General features: G+C 56.1%; 14 protein-coding genes and 1 other RNA gene. 11 read left to right on the top strand and 4 right to left on the bottom strand.

What is annotated here, in order from left to right:
* The first annotated feature begins 19 nt into the window (after positions 1 to 19).
* The 3 genes from prfB (at position 20) to ftsX (ending at position 2,847) form a co-directional block, all read left to right on the top strand.
* Positions 20 to 1,120, top strand: coding sequence for a peptide chain release factor 2 (prfB, locus tag ATK06_RS00455; protein WP_048381349.1), 1,101 nt, complete (start codon positions 20 to 22; stop codon positions 1,118 to 1,120).
* A gap of 107 nt (positions 1,121 to 1,227) precedes the next feature.
* On the top strand, positions 1,228 to 1,917 hold the full coding sequence (gene ftsE / locus ATK06_RS00450) for a cell division ATP-binding protein FtsE (RefSeq protein ID WP_048381347.1): 690 nt from the start codon (positions 1,228 to 1,230) through the stop codon (positions 1,915 to 1,917).
* A gap of 27 nt (positions 1,918 to 1,944) precedes the next feature.
* Positions 1,945 to 2,847 carry a permease-like cell division protein FtsX gene (gene ftsX, locus ATK06_RS00445; protein WP_048381346.1) on the top strand — a complete coding sequence of 301 codons (903 nt, stop codon included), beginning with the start codon at positions 1,945 to 1,947 and terminating at the stop codon, positions 2,845 to 2,847.
* Positions 2,848 to 2,886: 39 nt separating this feature from the next.
* Here ftsX and ATK06_RS00440 read toward each other — a convergent pair whose 3' ends face one another.
* On the bottom strand, positions 2,887 to 3,075 hold the full coding sequence (locus ATK06_RS00440; RefSeq protein WP_048381344.1) for a hypothetical protein: 189 nt from the start codon (positions 3,073 to 3,075) through the stop codon (positions 2,887 to 2,889).
* A 112-nt stretch (positions 3,076 to 3,187) separates the two neighbouring features.
* Here ATK06_RS00440 and smpB point away from each other — a divergent pair, with 112 nt between their 5' ends.
* Complete coding sequence (smpB, locus tag ATK06_RS00435) at positions 3,188 to 3,682, top strand: SsrA-binding protein SmpB (protein ID WP_048381342.1); 495 nt, start codon at positions 3,188 to 3,190, stop codon at positions 3,680 to 3,682.
* A gap of 2 nt (positions 3,683 to 3,684) precedes the next feature.
* Positions 3,685 to 4,806 carry an alpha/beta hydrolase-fold protein gene (locus ATK06_RS00430; protein WP_098388651.1) on the top strand — a complete coding sequence of 374 codons (1,122 nt, stop codon included), beginning with the start codon at positions 3,685 to 3,687 and terminating at the stop codon, positions 4,804 to 4,806.
* Positions 4,807 to 4,809: 3 nt separating this feature from the next.
* Here the strand turns inward: ATK06_RS00430 and ATK06_RS00425 are convergent, their stop codons facing one another.
* Positions 4,810 to 6,474: an AbgT family transporter gene (locus tag ATK06_RS00425; protein WP_048381913.1), complete on the bottom strand. Its 1,665-nt coding sequence runs from the start codon at positions 6,472 to 6,474 to the stop codon at positions 4,810 to 4,812.
* A 200-nt stretch (positions 6,475 to 6,674) separates the two neighbouring features.
* Here ATK06_RS00425 and ssrA point away from each other — a divergent pair.
* Together ssrA and ATK06_RS00415 are read left to right on the top strand one after the other, a co-directional pair.
* Positions 6,675 to 7,054: a transfer-messenger RNA gene (gene ssrA / locus ATK06_RS00420) on the top strand.
* Between the two features lie 185 nt (positions 7,055 to 7,239).
* Positions 7,240 to 9,402 (top strand): cytidylate kinase family protein, encoded by a 2,163-nt coding sequence (locus tag ATK06_RS00415; RefSeq protein ID WP_098388649.1) that lies wholly within the window; start codon positions 7,240 to 7,242, stop codon positions 9,400 to 9,402.
* 128 nt (positions 9,403 to 9,530) lie between these two features.
* Here ATK06_RS00415 and ATK06_RS00410 read toward each other — a convergent pair whose 3' ends face one another.
* Positions 9,531 to 11,546 carry a glycoside hydrolase family 3 protein gene (locus ATK06_RS00410; RefSeq protein WP_098388648.1) on the bottom strand — a complete coding sequence of 672 codons (2,016 nt, stop codon included), beginning with the start codon at positions 11,544 to 11,546 and terminating at the stop codon, positions 9,531 to 9,533.
* Between the two features lie 131 nt (positions 11,547 to 11,677).
* Positions 11,678 to 12,193 carry a GNAT family N-acetyltransferase gene (locus tag ATK06_RS00405; protein ID WP_048381336.1) on the bottom strand — a complete coding sequence of 172 codons (516 nt, stop codon included), beginning with the start codon at positions 12,191 to 12,193 and terminating at the stop codon, positions 11,678 to 11,680.
* A gap of 369 nt (positions 12,194 to 12,562) precedes the next feature.
* On the opposite strand from ATK06_RS00405, the gene ATK06_RS00400 reads away from it, so the two are divergent.
* From ATK06_RS00400 to ATK06_RS00385, 4 genes are all read left to right on the top strand, one after another.
* Entirely contained in the window at positions 12,563 to 13,585 is a 1,023-nt protein-coding gene (locus ATK06_RS00400) for a siderophore ABC transporter substrate-binding protein (RefSeq protein ID WP_048381334.1), read from the top strand.
* 227 nt (positions 13,586 to 13,812) lie between these two features.
* Positions 13,813 to 14,865: an ABC transporter permease gene (locus tag ATK06_RS00395; protein ID WP_083986171.1), complete on the top strand. Its 1,053-nt coding sequence runs from the start codon at positions 13,813 to 13,815 to the stop codon at positions 14,863 to 14,865.
* Between the two features lie 70 nt (positions 14,866 to 14,935).
* The gene (locus ATK06_RS00390) at positions 14,936 to 15,940 is read left to right on the top strand and encodes an iron chelate uptake ABC transporter family permease subunit (RefSeq protein WP_048381910.1); all 1,005 of its coding nucleotides are present in this window, start codon (positions 14,936 to 14,938) and stop codon (positions 15,938 to 15,940) included.
* Positions 15,937 to 16,692: an iron ABC transporter ATP-binding protein gene (locus ATK06_RS00385; RefSeq protein ID WP_048381332.1), complete on the top strand. Its 756-nt coding sequence runs from the start codon at positions 15,937 to 15,939 to the stop codon at positions 16,690 to 16,692. Before ATK06_RS00390 ends, ATK06_RS00385 begins: the two co-directional genes overlap by 4 nt.
* Positions 16,693 to 17,138 lie beyond the last annotated feature (446 nt).

Below are 17,138 nucleotides of genomic sequence, written 5' to 3'. Positions count from 1 at the left end.
GGGCTGTACTATCTAACGCATGCGCGCTGATGTTTCTTCTGACTTGCAGGATCTCGACCACACTCTCGCCGAGATCGAGAAGGTGATGGATCCGGAGTCTTTGCGTACCCGCATCCGCGAACTCGAAGCCCAGGCTGGGGACCCCACTCTCTGGGATGATCCGGACCATGCGCAACAGGTAACTAGTGAACTATCTGCGACTCAGGCGAAGGTCCGCAAGCTCACCGAACTACGTCAGCGTATCGACGACCTCCCGGTCATGTACGAGCTCGCCGAAGAGGAAGCCGACGGTGAGGCGCTTGCCGACGCCGAACGCGCCGAGCTACGCACCGCTATTGAAGCCCTCGAAGTGACGACCATGCTGTCCGGTGATTATGACGACCGCGAAGCCGTGATTAACATCCGCTCGGGCGCGGGGGGTGTCGATGCTGCCGACTGGGCTGAAATGCTTATGCGCATGTACATCCGCTGGGCGGAAAAACACGGCCATAAGGTAGACGTCTACGACATTTCCTACGCGGAAGAAGCTGGCATTAAGTCTGCGACGTTCGTGGTCCATGGTGATTACATGTACGGCCAACTCTCGGTAGAGCAGGGTGCGCACCGATTAGTACGGATCAGCCCTTTTGATAACCAGGGCCGCCGCCAAACTTCCTTCGCGGAGGTTGAGGTGCTACCGGTTGTGGAGCAGACGGACAAGATCGACATCCCCGACGCGGACGTACGCGTGGATGTGTATCGCTCCAGCGGACCTGGCGGCCAGTCGGTCAACACCACGGATTCCGCCGTGCGCCTGACGCACATCCCTACGGGGATCGTGGTGACCTGCCAGAATGAGAAATCGCAGATTCAAAACAAGGCCTCGGCTATGCGCGTCCTCCAGGCTAAACTCTTGGAGCGTAAGCGCCAGGAGGAGCAGGCTGAGCTCGATGCACTGGGTGCCGGTGGTAACGCATCCTGGGGTAACCAGATGCGCAGCTACGTTCTTCACCCGTACCAGATGGTCAAGGACTTGCGTACAAACTACGAGGTAGGCGATCCCTCCAAGGTTTTGGACGGCGATATTGATGGATTCCTCGAGTCAGGTATCCGCTGGCGGATGGCACAGCAAGAAAGTTAAAAGGCTAGGTCATATCGGCGCGGGGGTAGGCCGGGAGGACGTCGATAAGCATAGGAAAACCCTGGGAAAGGTGCACCCTTGAGGTTTGTGTGACTAGAGTGGTCTAAGTGATTACGTTTGACAATGTCACCAAGGTGTACAAGACCTCGACCCGACCCGCGCTGAACAACATTTCGCTGACCATTGATAAAGGCGATTTCGTGTTCCTCATCGGGCCGTCGGGCTCGGGTAAATCCACGTTCCTGGAACTGCTGATCCGGGAACAAAACGTCACCGAAGGCGACATTTACCTCGGGGATTTCCACGTCAACACACTCAAAGGCAAGCAGATTAATGAGCTGCGCCGCCGCATTGGATACGTCTTCCAGGACTTCCGCCTCCTGTCCAAACTCAACGTGTATGACAATGTTGCCTTTGCGCTGCAGGTTATCGGTGAGCGCAAGGAGCGCATCGCGCAATTAGTGCCAGAAACCCTGGAACTGGTTGGCCTGGCCAGCAAGGCCACGCGTATGCCTGGTGAGCTCTCTGGCGGTGAGCAGCAACGCGTCGCTATCGCGCGGGCCTTCGTTAACCGGCCCCTCGTGCTGCTTGCCGACGAGCCCACAGGCAACCTTGACCCCGATACCGCTGACGGCATCATGAACTTGCTCAGCCGGATTAACCGCACTGGCACGACCGTCGTGATGAGTACGCACAACTCTCGGGCCGTCAATGACATGCGTCGCCGGGTCATCGAGTTGCACCTCGGCGACCTGGTGCGTGACGACGCCCACGGTGTCTACGGCAGCGTCCTGTAAAGCCCGCACGTACAAAGGAGAACTACGATGAAATTCGGTTTCGTACTCAAAGAAGCTGTGCGCGGGCTTGGCCGCAACATCACCATGACCATCGCGCTGGTGATCACCACCGCGATTTCGCTGGCACTTCTGACCACCGGCTTCTTGGTGACCAAGATGACCGCCGACACCAAAGATATCTACCTGGACCGCGTCGAAGTGATGGTGCAGTTCGACGAGGAAACCTCCGCAAACGACGACACCTGTTCCTCCGAAGCGTGCCGTCAGGTGATGGATACCCTCGATGGGGCAGAAGGCGTGGAGTCGGTAACCTACCGCTCCCGTCAGCAGTCCTACGAACGGTTCGTCGAAGTGTTTAAGGACACGGACCCGCGCCTGGTCGAAGAGACCTCGTCGGACGCGCTGCCCGCAGCTGTTCACGTCCGCCTGACTGATCCTCTGGACACCACGCCACTGGATCCGATCCGTGACAACGAGCACGTGCTCGATGTTGTGGACCAGGTCGACGACCTACGCGGCGCAACTGACAACCTGGATTCGATCCGCAATGCGACCTTCCTCCTGGCTGGCGTGCAGTTGCTGGCTGCAATCTTCCTGATCGCGAACATGGTGCAGATCGCTGCCTACAACCGCCGCGACGAGATGGCAATCATGCGCATGGTGGGTGCTTCCCGCTGGTACACGCAGGGGCCGTTCATTATTGAGGCCGTCTTGAGCACCCTGATTGGTAGTGTTTTTGCCACCGCCGGATTGTTCTTGGGCAAGGAGTTCGTGGTGGACCGTGCGCTTCGCAGCCTGTACGACGCGCAGCTCATAGCCCCCATCACCACAGCGGACATTTGGGTGGTTATGCCGGTCGTGGCGCTGGTGGGCATGATTTTTGCCGGTGTGATTGCGCAGATTACCCTGCGGTTCTACGTGCGGACATAAACTGCGGTTATGGTGGCCCTTCCTGCGTTGCAGGAAGGGTTATTCTTTTGCCGAGGCATAAATGCGTAGCACTGTGAATGTTTTAAAAGCGAACCCGGAACTCATGAGCATCGCCGCCGCAAGGTAGTTCTGGGCTGGCAGCAGGAGAATTGCGGCGATTACAAAGCATATTCCCGCGCCACAATAAGCGTTTCGCTCCAGCGGTGTGGAGTCAAGCAGGTCGTCCACACGGGCTTCTCGTGGATTGGGGAACTTAACGGATCAATTCCTTAGCCACCCCGGAGCATCGTAGAGGGAACTAGCGCCGGGCACTTTTTAACCAGTACACTTGACAGCCATTATGGCCGCAAAGAAAAAGAAGTCTAAAGTCCCCGGCGACGTTGTTGCCTACAACCGTCGGGCACGTCACGATTACACCATCCTGGACACCTACGAAGCCGGCGTCCAGCTGGTGGGCACCGAGGTGAAATCACTACGCGACGGCAAAGCGTCCCTCGCCGAAGCGTTCTGCACTATTGACGACGGCGAAGTCTGGCTCCGTAACCTGCACATTCCGGAGTATTCGCAAGGCCACTGGACGAACCATTCGCCACGTCGCGTCCGCAAGCTCTTGCTGCACCGCCGCGAGATCGATTCGCTTACGGGCAAGGTCCGCGACGGCAACCGCACACTTATCCCACTTACCCTGTATTTCAAGAACGGTCTGCTGAAGTGTGAACTCGGGTTAGCCGAAGGTAAGCAAGCCCACGACAAGCGCGAGGCCATCAAACGGCGAACTGCAGAGCGTGAAGTCGTCCGCGAATTGGGCCGCCGCGTGAAAGGGATTCGAGCCTAGCCATGTTTTTTACGGATGCGCAGTTATGCGCGGCCCCCGGCTGCGCTTCCGAAATGTGGTCCCGTGCTCGCGAAAAAGGCTTGCCACTGTATGATCCGGCAACGATGCGTGCAACATTCCTGTGGGAATCGGACACGGCACCGGAAGCCGTGCACGTGTTCATCAACCGTGTGACGGATAAAGCTAGATTCAATGATGGCTTCATGCACCACGTTCCGGGGACGCGGTTGTGGGCACGGACCCTCGAGCTGCCACCGACGTTGAAAGTTTCGTATGGTTTTGCGGAATTCGCAGCCCGCGAGGAAGCAGTCCCGAGACCCCCGAAAAATGATGTTTACCACCGTTTCTATGATCCGCATTCGGCGTTGCCACCGCTCATCGACAGCGGGTCCGGTACTGGGCTGTCCACTTTCTACGGGCAACTCGCCGGGGATTCGCCCTGGCACCATGTAGTGGACTTCCCGGACGTTTCTATTGAAACGGATACCGTAGCCAACCACCAGGTGAAAGCCTATGTCCCTGAATCGGCGCGCGTAGCGCTCTTGCTTTTCGACGGCGAAACCTGGTTCCCACGCCTCCACCTGCCGGAAGTGTTCGCGCAGCTGGGCTTACCGGTGGCTATTTTTACAGTTTTTAACAAAGACACGGCAGACCGCAGACACAGCTTAGGTGCAAATTCGGAGTTTCTCAGCGCCATGCTGGAGTGGGTTCACTCCCGGGCGGCAGGATCGCCAGTGTGGGTCGCTGGCCAAAGTCTGGGCGGTTTGTCCACGTTGACTGCCGTTGCAGAATGCGGTGAACAGGTTTCAGCTGCGCTGGCACAGTCGCCGTCGATGTGGTGGGTCCCTGGTGGAAAGGCAAGTCCCGCAGACCTTTCCGCACCTGGCATGCCGTGGTTGAGTCGCAGGTACGCAGAAATTCCTGCCGGTGGGTGCCGGGTGACACTCCAGGTGGGGGACCACGAGGATTTAAGCATCCCGCGAGTGGCTCAGCTCCACGGAATTATGAAGGCGCGTGGCTGGGACACTACTTTCAGCGTGCCCGCCGGCGGGCACGATTGGACCTGGTGGCGCGATGAGCTCGTGGCGTGGGTGCGCGGGGAGCTCATCGCCTTAGAGGGCTAAGGCCTAGAATGTCTCACCCGGGGTGGGGGTTCCAGGCCCCAGTGGGATGCCCAGGTAGTACCAGGCGAGGAAGAAGAGGAACCAACCCACGAGCATGACCACAGCATGCGGCAGGCACAGTGAAATCAGGGTTCCTACTCCGCCCTTCTTGTAATACTGGCGCAGGTAAGTCAGCGCGATTGCAAAGTACGGGCTCATCGGTGTGATCGTGGAGGCAGGGGCGTCGCCGATGCGGTAGAGCATCTGCGTGACCTCCGGTGCCACGCCGAGCAGCATGAACATGGGCACGATAATCGGCGCCATGAGCGCCCACTGCGCGGAGCCGGATGTGATGAACATGTTGATCGCCACCACAATCAGAACGAAGAGCGCAAACAATAGAGGCTCGGGCAAGCTGACGGCCTCGAGGAATTCTGCGCCCTTAACCGCGATCCAGATGCCCAGGTTGGACCATTCGAAGTACGCCAGGAACTGGGAAGCAGCGAAGAAGAGCACCAGCACGCCGACCATAGATTTTATGCCCTTGCCCATGTAGGAAGGGATGTCTGCGGAGCTATTGATGGAACCGAAGACCAGCCCGTAGGTCACGCCAAGAACAAAGAACATCACCGCGATAACCACAGCAATGTTGCGGATGAGCACGGATTCCATGACCGCCCCGCCGGGGCCCTGCAAGGGCGACCCGGAAACAAACAGCAGCGCGAAGTAAGCGGCGAGCATGAGCACGAAAACGATGGCGGTAACGCGCAGCGCCTTATTTTCCCGGTCTTGGATCCACTGTTTTTCTTGTTCCTTGCGGGGGTTAGTCACTCCGAAGCTGGTTTCGCTGGCAGCCTTGTGGGCGTCGTACTGCTTGTTGCCCTGGAGCTGCTCGTCGGGGCTGTCGAAGGCAGCTTCCTCGTAGTCCACGGCGTCTGGGTCGACGATGGAGTTCACGCGCTTCTTCGTGACCAGTTCGGTGACCACGGTAATGAGGAGCGCGAGCACAATCGACGAAGGCATCACGAAGAAGTAGTTTGCGAGCGGGGAGACCTCGTAATCAGGATCCACGAACTGTGCAGCGGAAGTCGTGATTCCGCCCAAGAGGACGTCGGTAATGTTCAAAAGAAGTGAGGCGTTGAAGCCTCCAGCGCTGGCGGCGAAAGCCACGATTACGCCAGTGATGGGGGAGCGGCCCACTTCGCGAAACGCGGCAGCGCCAAGCGGAATCATGATGATGAACACGGCGTCTGATGCGATGGAACCGGTCACAGCAGTCATTGCGACGGCAAACGTAATCCACTTCGGGCTTACTCCGCGCACAGCCCAGCGCATCGCAGCACCAATGAGCCCGGAGTTCTCTGCGACCGCCACACCCAGCATCACGATGAGAATCACGCCCAGTGGCGGGAAGCTGACAAAGTTATTGACTGCTTCTTTGATCATCGTCTGGACGCCGTCGGCGGTCAGGAGGTTTTCGACCCCCACAATCTCGCCACTATTCGGGTCTTCAACCTTTAAGTCGGCGCGGCTGCCCAACCAACTTGCGAGCACAGTCACGCCCGCAAGAATGACGAACAGCCAATACGGATCCGGAAGCGCATTACCGATGCGCTCCACCCAATACAACGGTCCCTTGCGGGTTTTCTCCTGCGTATTCTCTGCGGGAGGAGAGGTCTGCGAGGTCATAGTCTGGCCCTTATCGTAGACAGCAAAGTGAAATTCGAATTCTACGGGAAGTTGCAGCGCAGCGTCAGGAAACTTTCGCTTATCGACGACCCCGCAACCCTCACCGCCTGCATAAATCCTTGCCCGGAGCATTTTTCTGTGTTATATTCGAGCTTCTTGAAGAAACCTTGAGCACAATCCCGGTTTCTTTAGGTGTACGAGGGCTCGACTTGGTTTCGACTCTGTGCATCAACCCAGGGGAAGCGTGCCGGTGCAGGCTGGAGACCACCGTGAGCGTCGCAGCAATCAATAAACGCAGAGAAGAACTCTCAGCGTGACTACGCCCTCGCTGCCTAATTAGCGAGCTGCGTGTCTGTCAGTCCGGGTTAGTCCCAGACCCGGTTCTTGGCATCGACTTATAGGGACTTGCCACCTGGCTCCGCCAACACGGCTAGGTGGGACTTCTAGTGTTGGCTGGGCCCACCATCCAGGCATGTTCGCCTGACCTGGAGGGTCAAGTAGAGGTACTGTGCGAACTGCGCACGGAGAAGCCCTGGCAAGATCACGGAGGACCCGGGTTCAATTCCCGGCGGGTCCACTTAAGGTAAAGCCCCTGACCATGTGGTCAGGGGTTTTATTGTGCGCGAAGGTGGGACAGATTCGCAGGAATTATGGTCCAGTTCACGATGAAGTTTGTTATGGTCATCAGGGTAGTTTTGGGCATATAATGGTTCGTATCACTAACCGCGCAGTTGCGGTTTCGAGCCCTGTGAAACGGAACGAACTATGTCTGTATCTACAACCCAGGCGCCTGCCGAATCTAAACGCCTTTCAAACGGCACAGTTATCTCCTATGCGCTAGGAGACGTAGCAAACAACCTGACTTTCATGATGACCTCGATGTTCCTCATGGTTTTCATGACGGACATCGCAGGTGTCGGTGCTGGTATTGCCGGCACCATCTACGGTGTGACCAAGGTGTGGGCTGGTGTTTCAGATCTCATCGCGGGGCAGACAGTCGACCGGATTAATACCCGGTGGGGGCGTTTGCGCCCGTGGATTTTGTATGTGTCCGCCCCGTTAGTTATTGTCTTCGTCCTGCTGTTTTCCATTCCGGCGGGTCTTTCGCCAGCGATTACCATTGCGTGGATTCTTCTCTTTGATGCCCTCTACCAGCTGGCATATTCCTTCATCAACATTCCGTATGGGTCACTCTCTGCGGCGATGACGCAAGATCCCGTCGATCGTTCTCGGTTGTCAGGCGCGCGGTCTATTACGTCTTCGCTTGCGTCGGTAGTTTTGGCCTTTGTTATTGCTCCGCAGTTCCAGGACACCGCTGCTGACAATATTCGGCTGAAGTTCACCCTCATTACCGCTGGTCTTGGTGTGGTGGCCCTATGCCTTTACCTGATTTGTTTCAAGAACACGCGTGAAACGGTGGAAAGGCCATCGTCGAAAATCACCCTGAAATCCACGTTTAAGACTGTCCGCAGCAACAAACCCCTGCTCATTTTGTGCTTCGGTGCCCTTTTCCTCTTGGCTTCCATGTTCACGATGAACGCAGTGGGCCTGTACTACGCCCGCGATGTGCTCGGGAATGCTGGTTGGTATGCGTATCTCATGGTGGCGCAGACGCTTGGTTCTATTCTGATTGCTTCCTTCGTACCTGCAATCACGACGAAGTTTGGTAAGCGCTTAGGGTATGCGTTTTCGGCTGCAGCTGTGATTGTTTCTTTCGTCATCATTTTCCTAGCGCCGGCAGGTTCTCTTATCGTCGGTCTTGTCGGATGGTTTATCTATGGTGTAGGCATCGGTGGCACGAATGCGCTGATGTTCTCGATGCAGGCCGACACCGTTGACTATGGCGAATGGAAAACCGGTGTGCGCTCTGAAGGCGGCTCCTATTCCATGCTGTCGTTCATCCGCAAAGTTGGACAAGGCGTTGGCGGTTGGGTTGCAGGCGTAGTTATCGGAATCTATGTCTACGAAGCTGGCGCAGCGGTCCAAAGTGCGGAATCAATTGAAGGTATCCGCATCGCTACGGGAGCTGTTCCCGCAGTACTAGCGGTAGTTGCTTTGCTTATCATGCTGCGCTACCCATTGGACCTGGATACTCACACCACGATTGTGCGCGAACTGAACCAGCGTCGCACCAATAAGGCCGTGGCTTCCTCTACTGGCCGGTCGGATGTTTCTACACCAGGCACTGGCGACGGGCGGACCACTCTGCTGCGGGAAAAAGGAGAATCGGCGCCACCAATTATCACCCTTTTCGGCACTTCCGGTTCGGGTGCTTCCATCATTGGTCCGATGCTGGCAGCGAAGCTTGGCGTGCCGTATATCGGGCAGCGGTTCAGCGCGGAAGAACTAGCGCTTGTTGACCATAAAGCCCTAGCGACAGACTCTGCCTTTGACCGCTGGATGCGCAAGGTGGCATACACGGGTACGCAGGACGCCACCATGGCTGCTGCCTCTGGTACCGCGCAAAACAACATGATCGCGGAGAACAACACCAAGGAGGTCTTGGAGAAGGTCGCCAATGGTGGCGTCATCTTGGGCCGCAACGGCGCATTCGTCCTGCACCACGTAGTGGGTGCTCTCCACGTTCGCCTGATGGCGCCGAAGAGAAAGCGTATCGAACGCGTCATGCAGCGCACAGGTCTCAATGCCGCTCAAGCCCAAACGCAACTTGAAGGCGAAGACCGTATGCGTTCAGAGATGGCTATCCACCTTTACCAGTGGGAGCCAAACAATGAGCACTACTACGACCTCATTATCAATACGGGCTCTGTGACCTACGAGCAGATCGTGGACACCATCATCGAGCTCTACCAAACCAAGTATCCGGAGAATAAACCGGATCCCGATGCTGTGGACGAAATCATCGACCTGAAAAAGCTTTGGGAAGATGCCAAAGGTGAGGGCAGCGAAGACGACATCAAGTTCTAGCAGCGCCGCCCGGCGCTAAAACCGCTGCGCCCCAGTTTCCGGATTCTTCGGGTACTGGGGCGCAGCTTATTGGGGCAGAAAAAGACCGCACCGGGTATTCCACCCGGTGCGGTCAGCACGATTACGGTTTAAAACCGCAGTCCATGGCCGTAGGTGTAGCGGACACCGTCGCGGTCCTGGTAAGCGTAAGACTCGTCGAGGTACTTGCCCGGCACATCGCGCGGGGAATCGGCGACAGCCTGCTCAGACGCAGGGAACGTGAGTGGTAATTTGCCCTGAGGTCCACCGTCTTCGCCGGCGAGCGACTTCAGAAGGTTGTGTGGCTGAATCTCAAAAGTCGCTACCACTGCGGCGGCGTCAGGTTCGATCTCGCTGAGGATCCATGGGTTGGTGATGTTGACCGCAAGGATCGTCGGGACTGTCTTTTCAATCTCAACGACCTTATCCACGTCTACGCCATTTGCGCGAGGATCTACGGAGAGCGGGTGGCCTTCCTTATCGTCCTCAAAGAGCGCGATTTCTGGGCGGGCCCAGACCAACGCTAGGTCTGCGTCCTCCGGCGAATCAACTAAGGTAGCGCCCGGCCATATCGTAGTCACCGCTGCTTCCAGTTTGGTTTGGACTTCGTCGATCTTGGTACGCCCGGTGGCCCAGACGTAGACCTTGCGTTCGGCCTGGAGGTCAAGCGGGAAGATGTCCTCGTTGTTGCGTAGGAGGGTGACGGACTGGCGCTGAGCCTTTTCGCCGCGCTTCCATAGCGGAGCGTTGCCAATGATGTCTTCAGCCTTGTCTTCGTCCACGTAGGGGTTTTCAAACAGCCCAAGCAGGAACATTTCTTCCAGCAGGGGGCCCACAGCTTTGTCCAGATCCGCGGTTGTGACCAGGCCTTGGTCAACGGCTTTGAGTAATTCGGTGGGGTCGGCCATGTCGGAAACGATGTTCGTGCCGGCTTTGATGGCGGCGGCAAAACGTTCAGGCTTGGTGAGGTTCTCCGCGCCCCACATCATGGCGTCGATAATGCCGGAGTCGGAGTTCACGTATCCTTTCAGCCCCATGTCCTTGCGGAGGATCGTGTCGATGAAAGTGGAGTTGTAGGCAAACGCGACTTCCTCGAACTGGGTGGTGGGGCCCTGCCAGTACTGTTCAGGCAATTGTGGCGCAGATGCGTTCACGGGCTTGGCGTAGTACGGCATGATTGAGGCCACTCCGGCGTCTACTGCCGCTTGGAATGGCGGCATGTGGTACTTGTAGAGCGCCTCGGGGGTGGGGTACTCGTTGGTTTGTCCCCATTCGAAGTGGGGGTCGTGGCCGTCGAGACGCACGCCGCCGCCGGGGAAGTGCTTGACGGTGCAGGCAACGGACGTGTTGCTGAGTTTGTCGCCCTGCATGCCGCGGACTGTGGCCTCGATGTAGTCGCGAACCAGTTCGGTGTCTTCGCCGAAGGTACCGTTGAAACGCGACCAGCGCGGTTCGGAGGCTACATCGGCCATGTACCCGTACATTTTGTGGATACCGCCGGCGCGCCATTCTTTAGCTATTTCGGTGCCAAAGAATTCAATGAGCTCGGGGTCCTGCAGCGCAGCGAGGCCCAGCTCACTTGGCCATTCGGAAAACACGCCGGCGGATTCGCTAACCCCGAATTGGGCAACCAGGGCCACGTGGTTACGTGGGTTAGAGGCAAAGACCACGGGGATGCCCAGGCGGGTGTTTTCTGCGGCAGCCTGTACTGCGTTGGTCCATTCGGCAAGCTGGCGTGGTTTGAGGTTGTCGCGCGCAATGAAGTAGTGCTGGAAGCGCTCGTTGAGGGCCTTGTCAGTTGCCGAGGTCACCAGAATCGGCTCAGGGTAAGCCTGCGAAGTGATCGGGTTGGCATCGCGCCACACATCGTTCTGGTTCAGAATGTCGTCGGTGGGTTCTGGCAAGAACTCGGAGTAACCCGGATAGTGGGAACCGATGACCATCATGCCGGCCTTTTCCTGGTCGGTCATTTTCGACAACAGATCAGCAATGCGTTCTGCTACGGGAAGGCGCCAATCCTCGTAGGGGCTGAGCTGTCCGTCGCCATCGAGGTCGCGGAACTTCAGGCCGTCGACTTCGATGATGTTTTTACCACGGGTTTCTACTGCGGGTTGTTGCGTACTCATTGATACTCCATCCTTGAGTTCAGCATGGCTGTGAGATGTTAGATCGGTACCCCTAAGTATATGTGTCCAAAAATTTAGCTGCTCTTGTTTCTTGCTTATCGACGTCCACCGGACCCACCCGGGCCGCAACCCTAGAGCGCACGCCCGTAGATGAGGTCCACGTCGGTCGAAGTACCGATGGTGAAGTAGTGCTCGCCGATATGTGTAAAACCAAACTTCGTGTAGAGGCGTAGCGCCGGTTCGTTAAAGTCGGCGACTCCCAACCACACCTTCTTCTTACCTAAGGCGCGCCCGCGTTCTAAGGCTTTTGTCATAAACGCGGAACCTAAACCTCGCCCATGGAACGCGTGGTGTAGGTACAGGCGCTGTATTTCTAGGGCCTCCTCGCCGTAAGGTTCAGTTTGTGCGCTGCCTGTGTTGATTTTGAGGTAGCCGGCCGGGAGGTCGTCGATAAGCACACAATAAAACTCGGATTCTGGGTTTGCGAGCTCAGCGGAGATGCGGGGGAGGGCGAACGCTTCGTCGACGTAAGCCTGCATGTTCTCTGCCGTGTCGGTGTGCCCGAATGTCGCTAGGAAGGTTTCGCGGCCGAGCTTGGCCACGACTGACGCGTCGGAAACAGTGAGTCTGCGGATAACGGGAGCCATGGGAAATATTAAACCTGCTAGCCGTGAAAGTTTCGGTTTTTCCTGTGAATGTGATCGTTTCGGGGGTAAATAAGGGGGAATTTATATGACACTAGCGTGTGTTAAATGTCCAGGCTAACCACGGTTTCAAACTTTAGTTGGCCATAATTGGGGGTAAAAATGTTTGACAGGGTCTTCACATTTAGATTTTTTCTTACTACACTCTGGCTTTAGGCAACGCTTACATAACTAAGCTTAGGCTTCTGTCAATATTGTGGAACCTCCCTGTCCCACCGGCGGAAAATAACCATGTTGGCGTTGCGCCCAACTTCATTACCGAAGCTATCGCGCGGTCCCGTGTGATAGTGAAGAACAACGTAAGGAATAACGATGGCGAAAACCCGTTACGCACTCGCAGGTCTTGTAACCACTGCTGCCCTGATTCTGGCAGGCTGCTCCTCTGACGAGGGAACCTCCGCTTCCTCCAGCTCCGAGAGCTCGGCTGCAACCTCTTCGGCTGCGCCTGCTGCAACCACGGTGACCGTCACCGACAACTACGGTGAAAAGACCATCGACGTTCCAGTTGAGCGCGTTGTTGCGCTGGATAACCGCACCTTCGAGACCCTCGCTGACTGGGGGGTCAAGCTTGAGGCCGCGCCGGTTGACCTGATTCCGGACACCATCTCCTACGCCAAGGACAGCAGCATTGCCAACATTGGTAACCACAAGGAGCCAAACCTCGAGGCAATCATCGCGGCTGACCCACAGCTGATTATCTCCGGCCAGCGCTTCACCAAGTACGACGAACAGATTGAGAAGGACAACCCGAACGCAACCCTCGTCGAATTTGAAGTCCGCAAGGGTGAGCCACTGGATCAGGAACTGATTCGCCAGACCGAAGCTCTGGGCCAGATCTTCGGCAAGGAAGCAGAAGCTAAGAAGCTTGTCGATGACTTCAACAAGGCACTCGAGCGAGCCAAGAAGGCCTACGACGGCACCTCCACCGTCATGGCTGTGAATGTTTCCGGCGGCAACATCAACTACATTGCCCCAGGTAAGGGCCGTACCTACGGCGCGCTCTTCGAGCTGCTCGGCCTGAAGCCAGCACTGGAGCACGTTGAAGGCGAATCCTCCGACCACAAGGGTGACGACATCTCCGTCGAGGCAATCGCGCAGTCCAACCCAGACTTCCTCTTCGCACTCGACCGCGACGGTGGCGCAAACCCGGATGATCCAGCATACGTTTCTGCAGACAAGATCCTTGCAGATGCTGCTCCGCTGCAGAACGTCACTGCAATCAAGTCCGGTCACGTGTACATCGCGCCTAAGGACACCTACGTCAACGAGTCGATCCAGACCTACACCGAGATCTTGAACGGTATCGCAGACACCTTCGAGGCAGCACAGAAGTAAGTCGCCTCCCTCGATAAATCTGCTGTGAAGGGCGACGTGCCAGCTGGCGCGTTGCCCTTCCTTTTGTTCTTCACGGCACCCTCGAAAATTAGGGCGCCCATACTAAGTGAAGCCTTGCCGATAAAAACTGCTATCTGTAGTGTCGATACTCAGAAGTAAGAATTTAATACCCTGTGGCGTACCACAGGAATATTGCTCATGAACGAAATATGTAAGGAGGCGGGCCAGTGAGCACTCAGGCCTCCGTGACCCAGGACGCTCCCGAACCGGTGAATCAGCCGCGGGGAAAGACACGTAATAAAGCGTCTAGTGCCAAAGCGTTTGGAAAGTCAGCCCGCTCGATTCTGCCTTTTATTATCGGGCTCATCGTAGTCGGAGCTTTGCTTGTAGCTTCACTGTTTACCGGTGTCTACGACATTGCCGGGCAGGAAGACGGGCGCCAAATGTTCTTCCAAACCCGAGTCCCACGCACTCTTGCACTCGTTCTCGCTGGCGCAGCGATGGCGATGTCGGGTCTGGTCATGCAGCTGATCACGCAAAACAAGTTCGTGGAACCCACTACCACGGGCACCACCGAGTGGGCTGGATTGGGCTTACTTTTTGTCATGGCCTTTATTCCGACAGCATCTATCGGAATCCGTATGGTGGGAGCGGTGGTCTTCGCGTTCGTCGGGACCATGGTGTTCTTCCTTTTCCTACGAAAAGTGTCCCTGAGGTCGTCGTTAGTGGTGCCCATTATCGGCATCATGTTGGGTGCTGTGGTGAGTTCGATTTCCACCTTCTTCGCCTTGCAGCTTGATATGCTGCAGAGCTTGACAGTGTGGTTTGCTGGCTCCTTCACCTCGGTGTTTAAGGGGCAGTGGGAAATCTTGCTCATTGTTATCCTCGTTCTCATCGCCGTCTGGTTTTATGCTGACCGTCTCACTGTGGCGGGTCTAGGCGAAGACATCGCGACGAACGTGGGGCTGAATTACAACCGCATCGTGCTCATTGGCACCAGTCTGATCGCTGTCGCAACGGGTGTCGTGACGGTAGTGGTTGGAAACCTGCCATTCCTGGGACTAATTGTGCCCAACATTGTCTCCATCTTCCGGGGCGATGACCTGCGCAGTAACCTCCCGTGGGTGGTGCTCGTCGGTATTGGGACGGTTACAATTTGCGACCTTGTCGCCCGCATCGTGATCATGCCGTTTGAGGTTCCGGTCTCGGTCATTTTGGGCATTCTTGGCGCAATTGTTTTTGTGTACCTGATCCTGAGGGGGCGGAAGAACAATGTTTAAATCCAGCTCGCCGGTCAACCCAGCAATCACCACCCCAGCGGACCAAGAGGCCTGCATTACTGTCCAGCGTATGCGTCGTTCAGCGGCAGCCTTCCCGACGGCTAAAGCGAAGCGCAAGTACTGGATCATTCTTGCCATTGTCATCGTCTTGTGCATCCTGTTCTCCGCAGGACTGCTCATGTATAAGAACCCGATTCCGCTCGGGGATCCGCGCTTCTGGACTGTCGCGAAGCGCCGCGCCATCGCCCTTGTCGCGATGGCAGTCGTCGCCGTCAGTCAAGCTGTTGCGACGGTCGCGTTTCAGACCGTCACCAACAACCGCATTATTACGCCGTCGATCATGGGCTTTGAGTCCCTGTATCGGCTGATCCACACCTCGACGATTTTCTTCTTCGGCGCAGTTGGCCTTATCAACGCAGCGACTGTCCCGATGTTCATTGTCCAAATTATTTTGATGGTGGGATTGTCGCTGATCCTTTACGGGTGGCTGCTCACCGGCAACAAAGCCAATATGCACGTCATGCTCTTGGTGGGCATCGTGATTGGCGGGGGACTGGGTTCACTATCGACGTTCATGCAACGCTTGCTGACCCCGCAAGACTTCGACGTCCTCACCGCCCGACTTTTCGGTTCGGTCAACAACGCAGACCCTTCTTACTATCCAGTAGCGATCCCGTTAGTCGTAGTAGCTTCGATCCTGGTGCTGGCCAACTCCAAGCGACTCAACGTGTTGGCACTGGGCAAAGCGTCTGCAACAAACCTGGGTGTGAAGTACCGAAGGCACACAATTTATACCCTAGTGCTCGTTTCGATTCTTATCGCTAGCTCCACGGCCCTCGTCGGGCCTATGACATTCCTGGGATTCCTTGTGGCTACATTGGCTTACCAATTCGCTGATACCTATGACCACAGGTACATCATTCCGATGGCAATCATGATTGGCTTTGCGGTCATGACCGGTGCCTACTTCATCATGAACCACATTTTCTATGCCCAGGGTGTAGTCAGCATTGTTATCGAGCTGGTCGGTGGTTCCATGTTCTTGTTCGTCATTCTCCGAAAGGGACGCCTGTGATTGAGTTAAAGCACGTAAAGAAGGCCTATAACGACAAAGTCAACATCGGTCCGGTCAATCTATCTATCCCACATGGCGGTATCACCGCGCTCGTCGGACCTAACGGTGCGGGCAAATCCACATTGCTGACGATGGTCGGCCGCCTGTTGAACATGGATGAAGGCGAAATCACCGTCGCAAATTACGACGTCGCCACCACTAACTCCAAAGATTTGGCCAAGATTGTCTCGGTTTTGCGCCAAGAAAACCACTTCGTGACGAAGCTGACCGTACGCCAGCTCGTTGCTTTCGGCCGTTTTCCGTACTCCCAAGGTCGGCTCACCGCAGAAGATGAGGAAATCGTGTCCCGCTACATCGACTTCCTCAACTTGGGCGAACTGGAGAATCGTTACCTTGACCAGCTTTCAGGTGGACAACGTCAGCGTGCGTACGTGGCCATGGTGCTTACTCAGGAGACGGAGTACGTGCTTCTGGACGAGCCCCTAAACAACCTGGACATCGCGCACTCTGTGCAGATGATGCAGCATTTGAAGAATGCGGCACAGGAACTCGGGCGGACGTTCATCATCGTGCTCCACGACATCAACTTTGCAGCCAGGTACGCCGACTACATTTGTGCAGTAAAAGATGGCCAGATTCTGGAGTTCGGAAAAACAGAGTCCGTGATGACGTCTGAAAAGCTCACCGAAATCTTCGGCACAACCATCAAAGTGATCGATGGGCCGGATGGATTGCTTGCTTGTTATCACTAACGACGTTCAAACCCGTGGGTTTACCTGCGGGTTTGTGTTGTTTCCGGGGTGTGTGTAAGTTTATGTCTCGTTGCCGACGAGGTCACCACAACACAGTGTGTGTGGGTGATGGTTGGTGAACATGCTGGGGGTTTACTTCACGTTTGCTTGTTTGTAATCGTGTGTGGTAGGCTCCTGGGACATTGCAATCGCACTGATTGGCACTCGTAAAACTTGTGAGTGTTGGTGGTGTGTGTTGTGGTTGTGTGAGAACTCAATAGTGTGCCAATGTACTTTTATTATTTTTGTTACTGGTTACATTGCGCCTGACACGTACTGGTTCGTATGACTGGTGGTGTTGGGGTGTGACTGGTCGAGTGTGTGGTGTGGGTTAACACCTGTGGCTCGTTAAATATGATCATGGTGTGCCTAACTATGTTTGACCACATTGGTTTCTTGTTCATGCA

This window comes from Corynebacterium renale, from assembly GCF_002563965.1.
Lineage (GTDB): Bacteria > Actinomycetota > Actinomycetes > Mycobacteriales > Mycobacteriaceae > Corynebacterium > Corynebacterium renale.
This window is presented reverse-complemented; position numbering and strand designations above follow the sequence as displayed.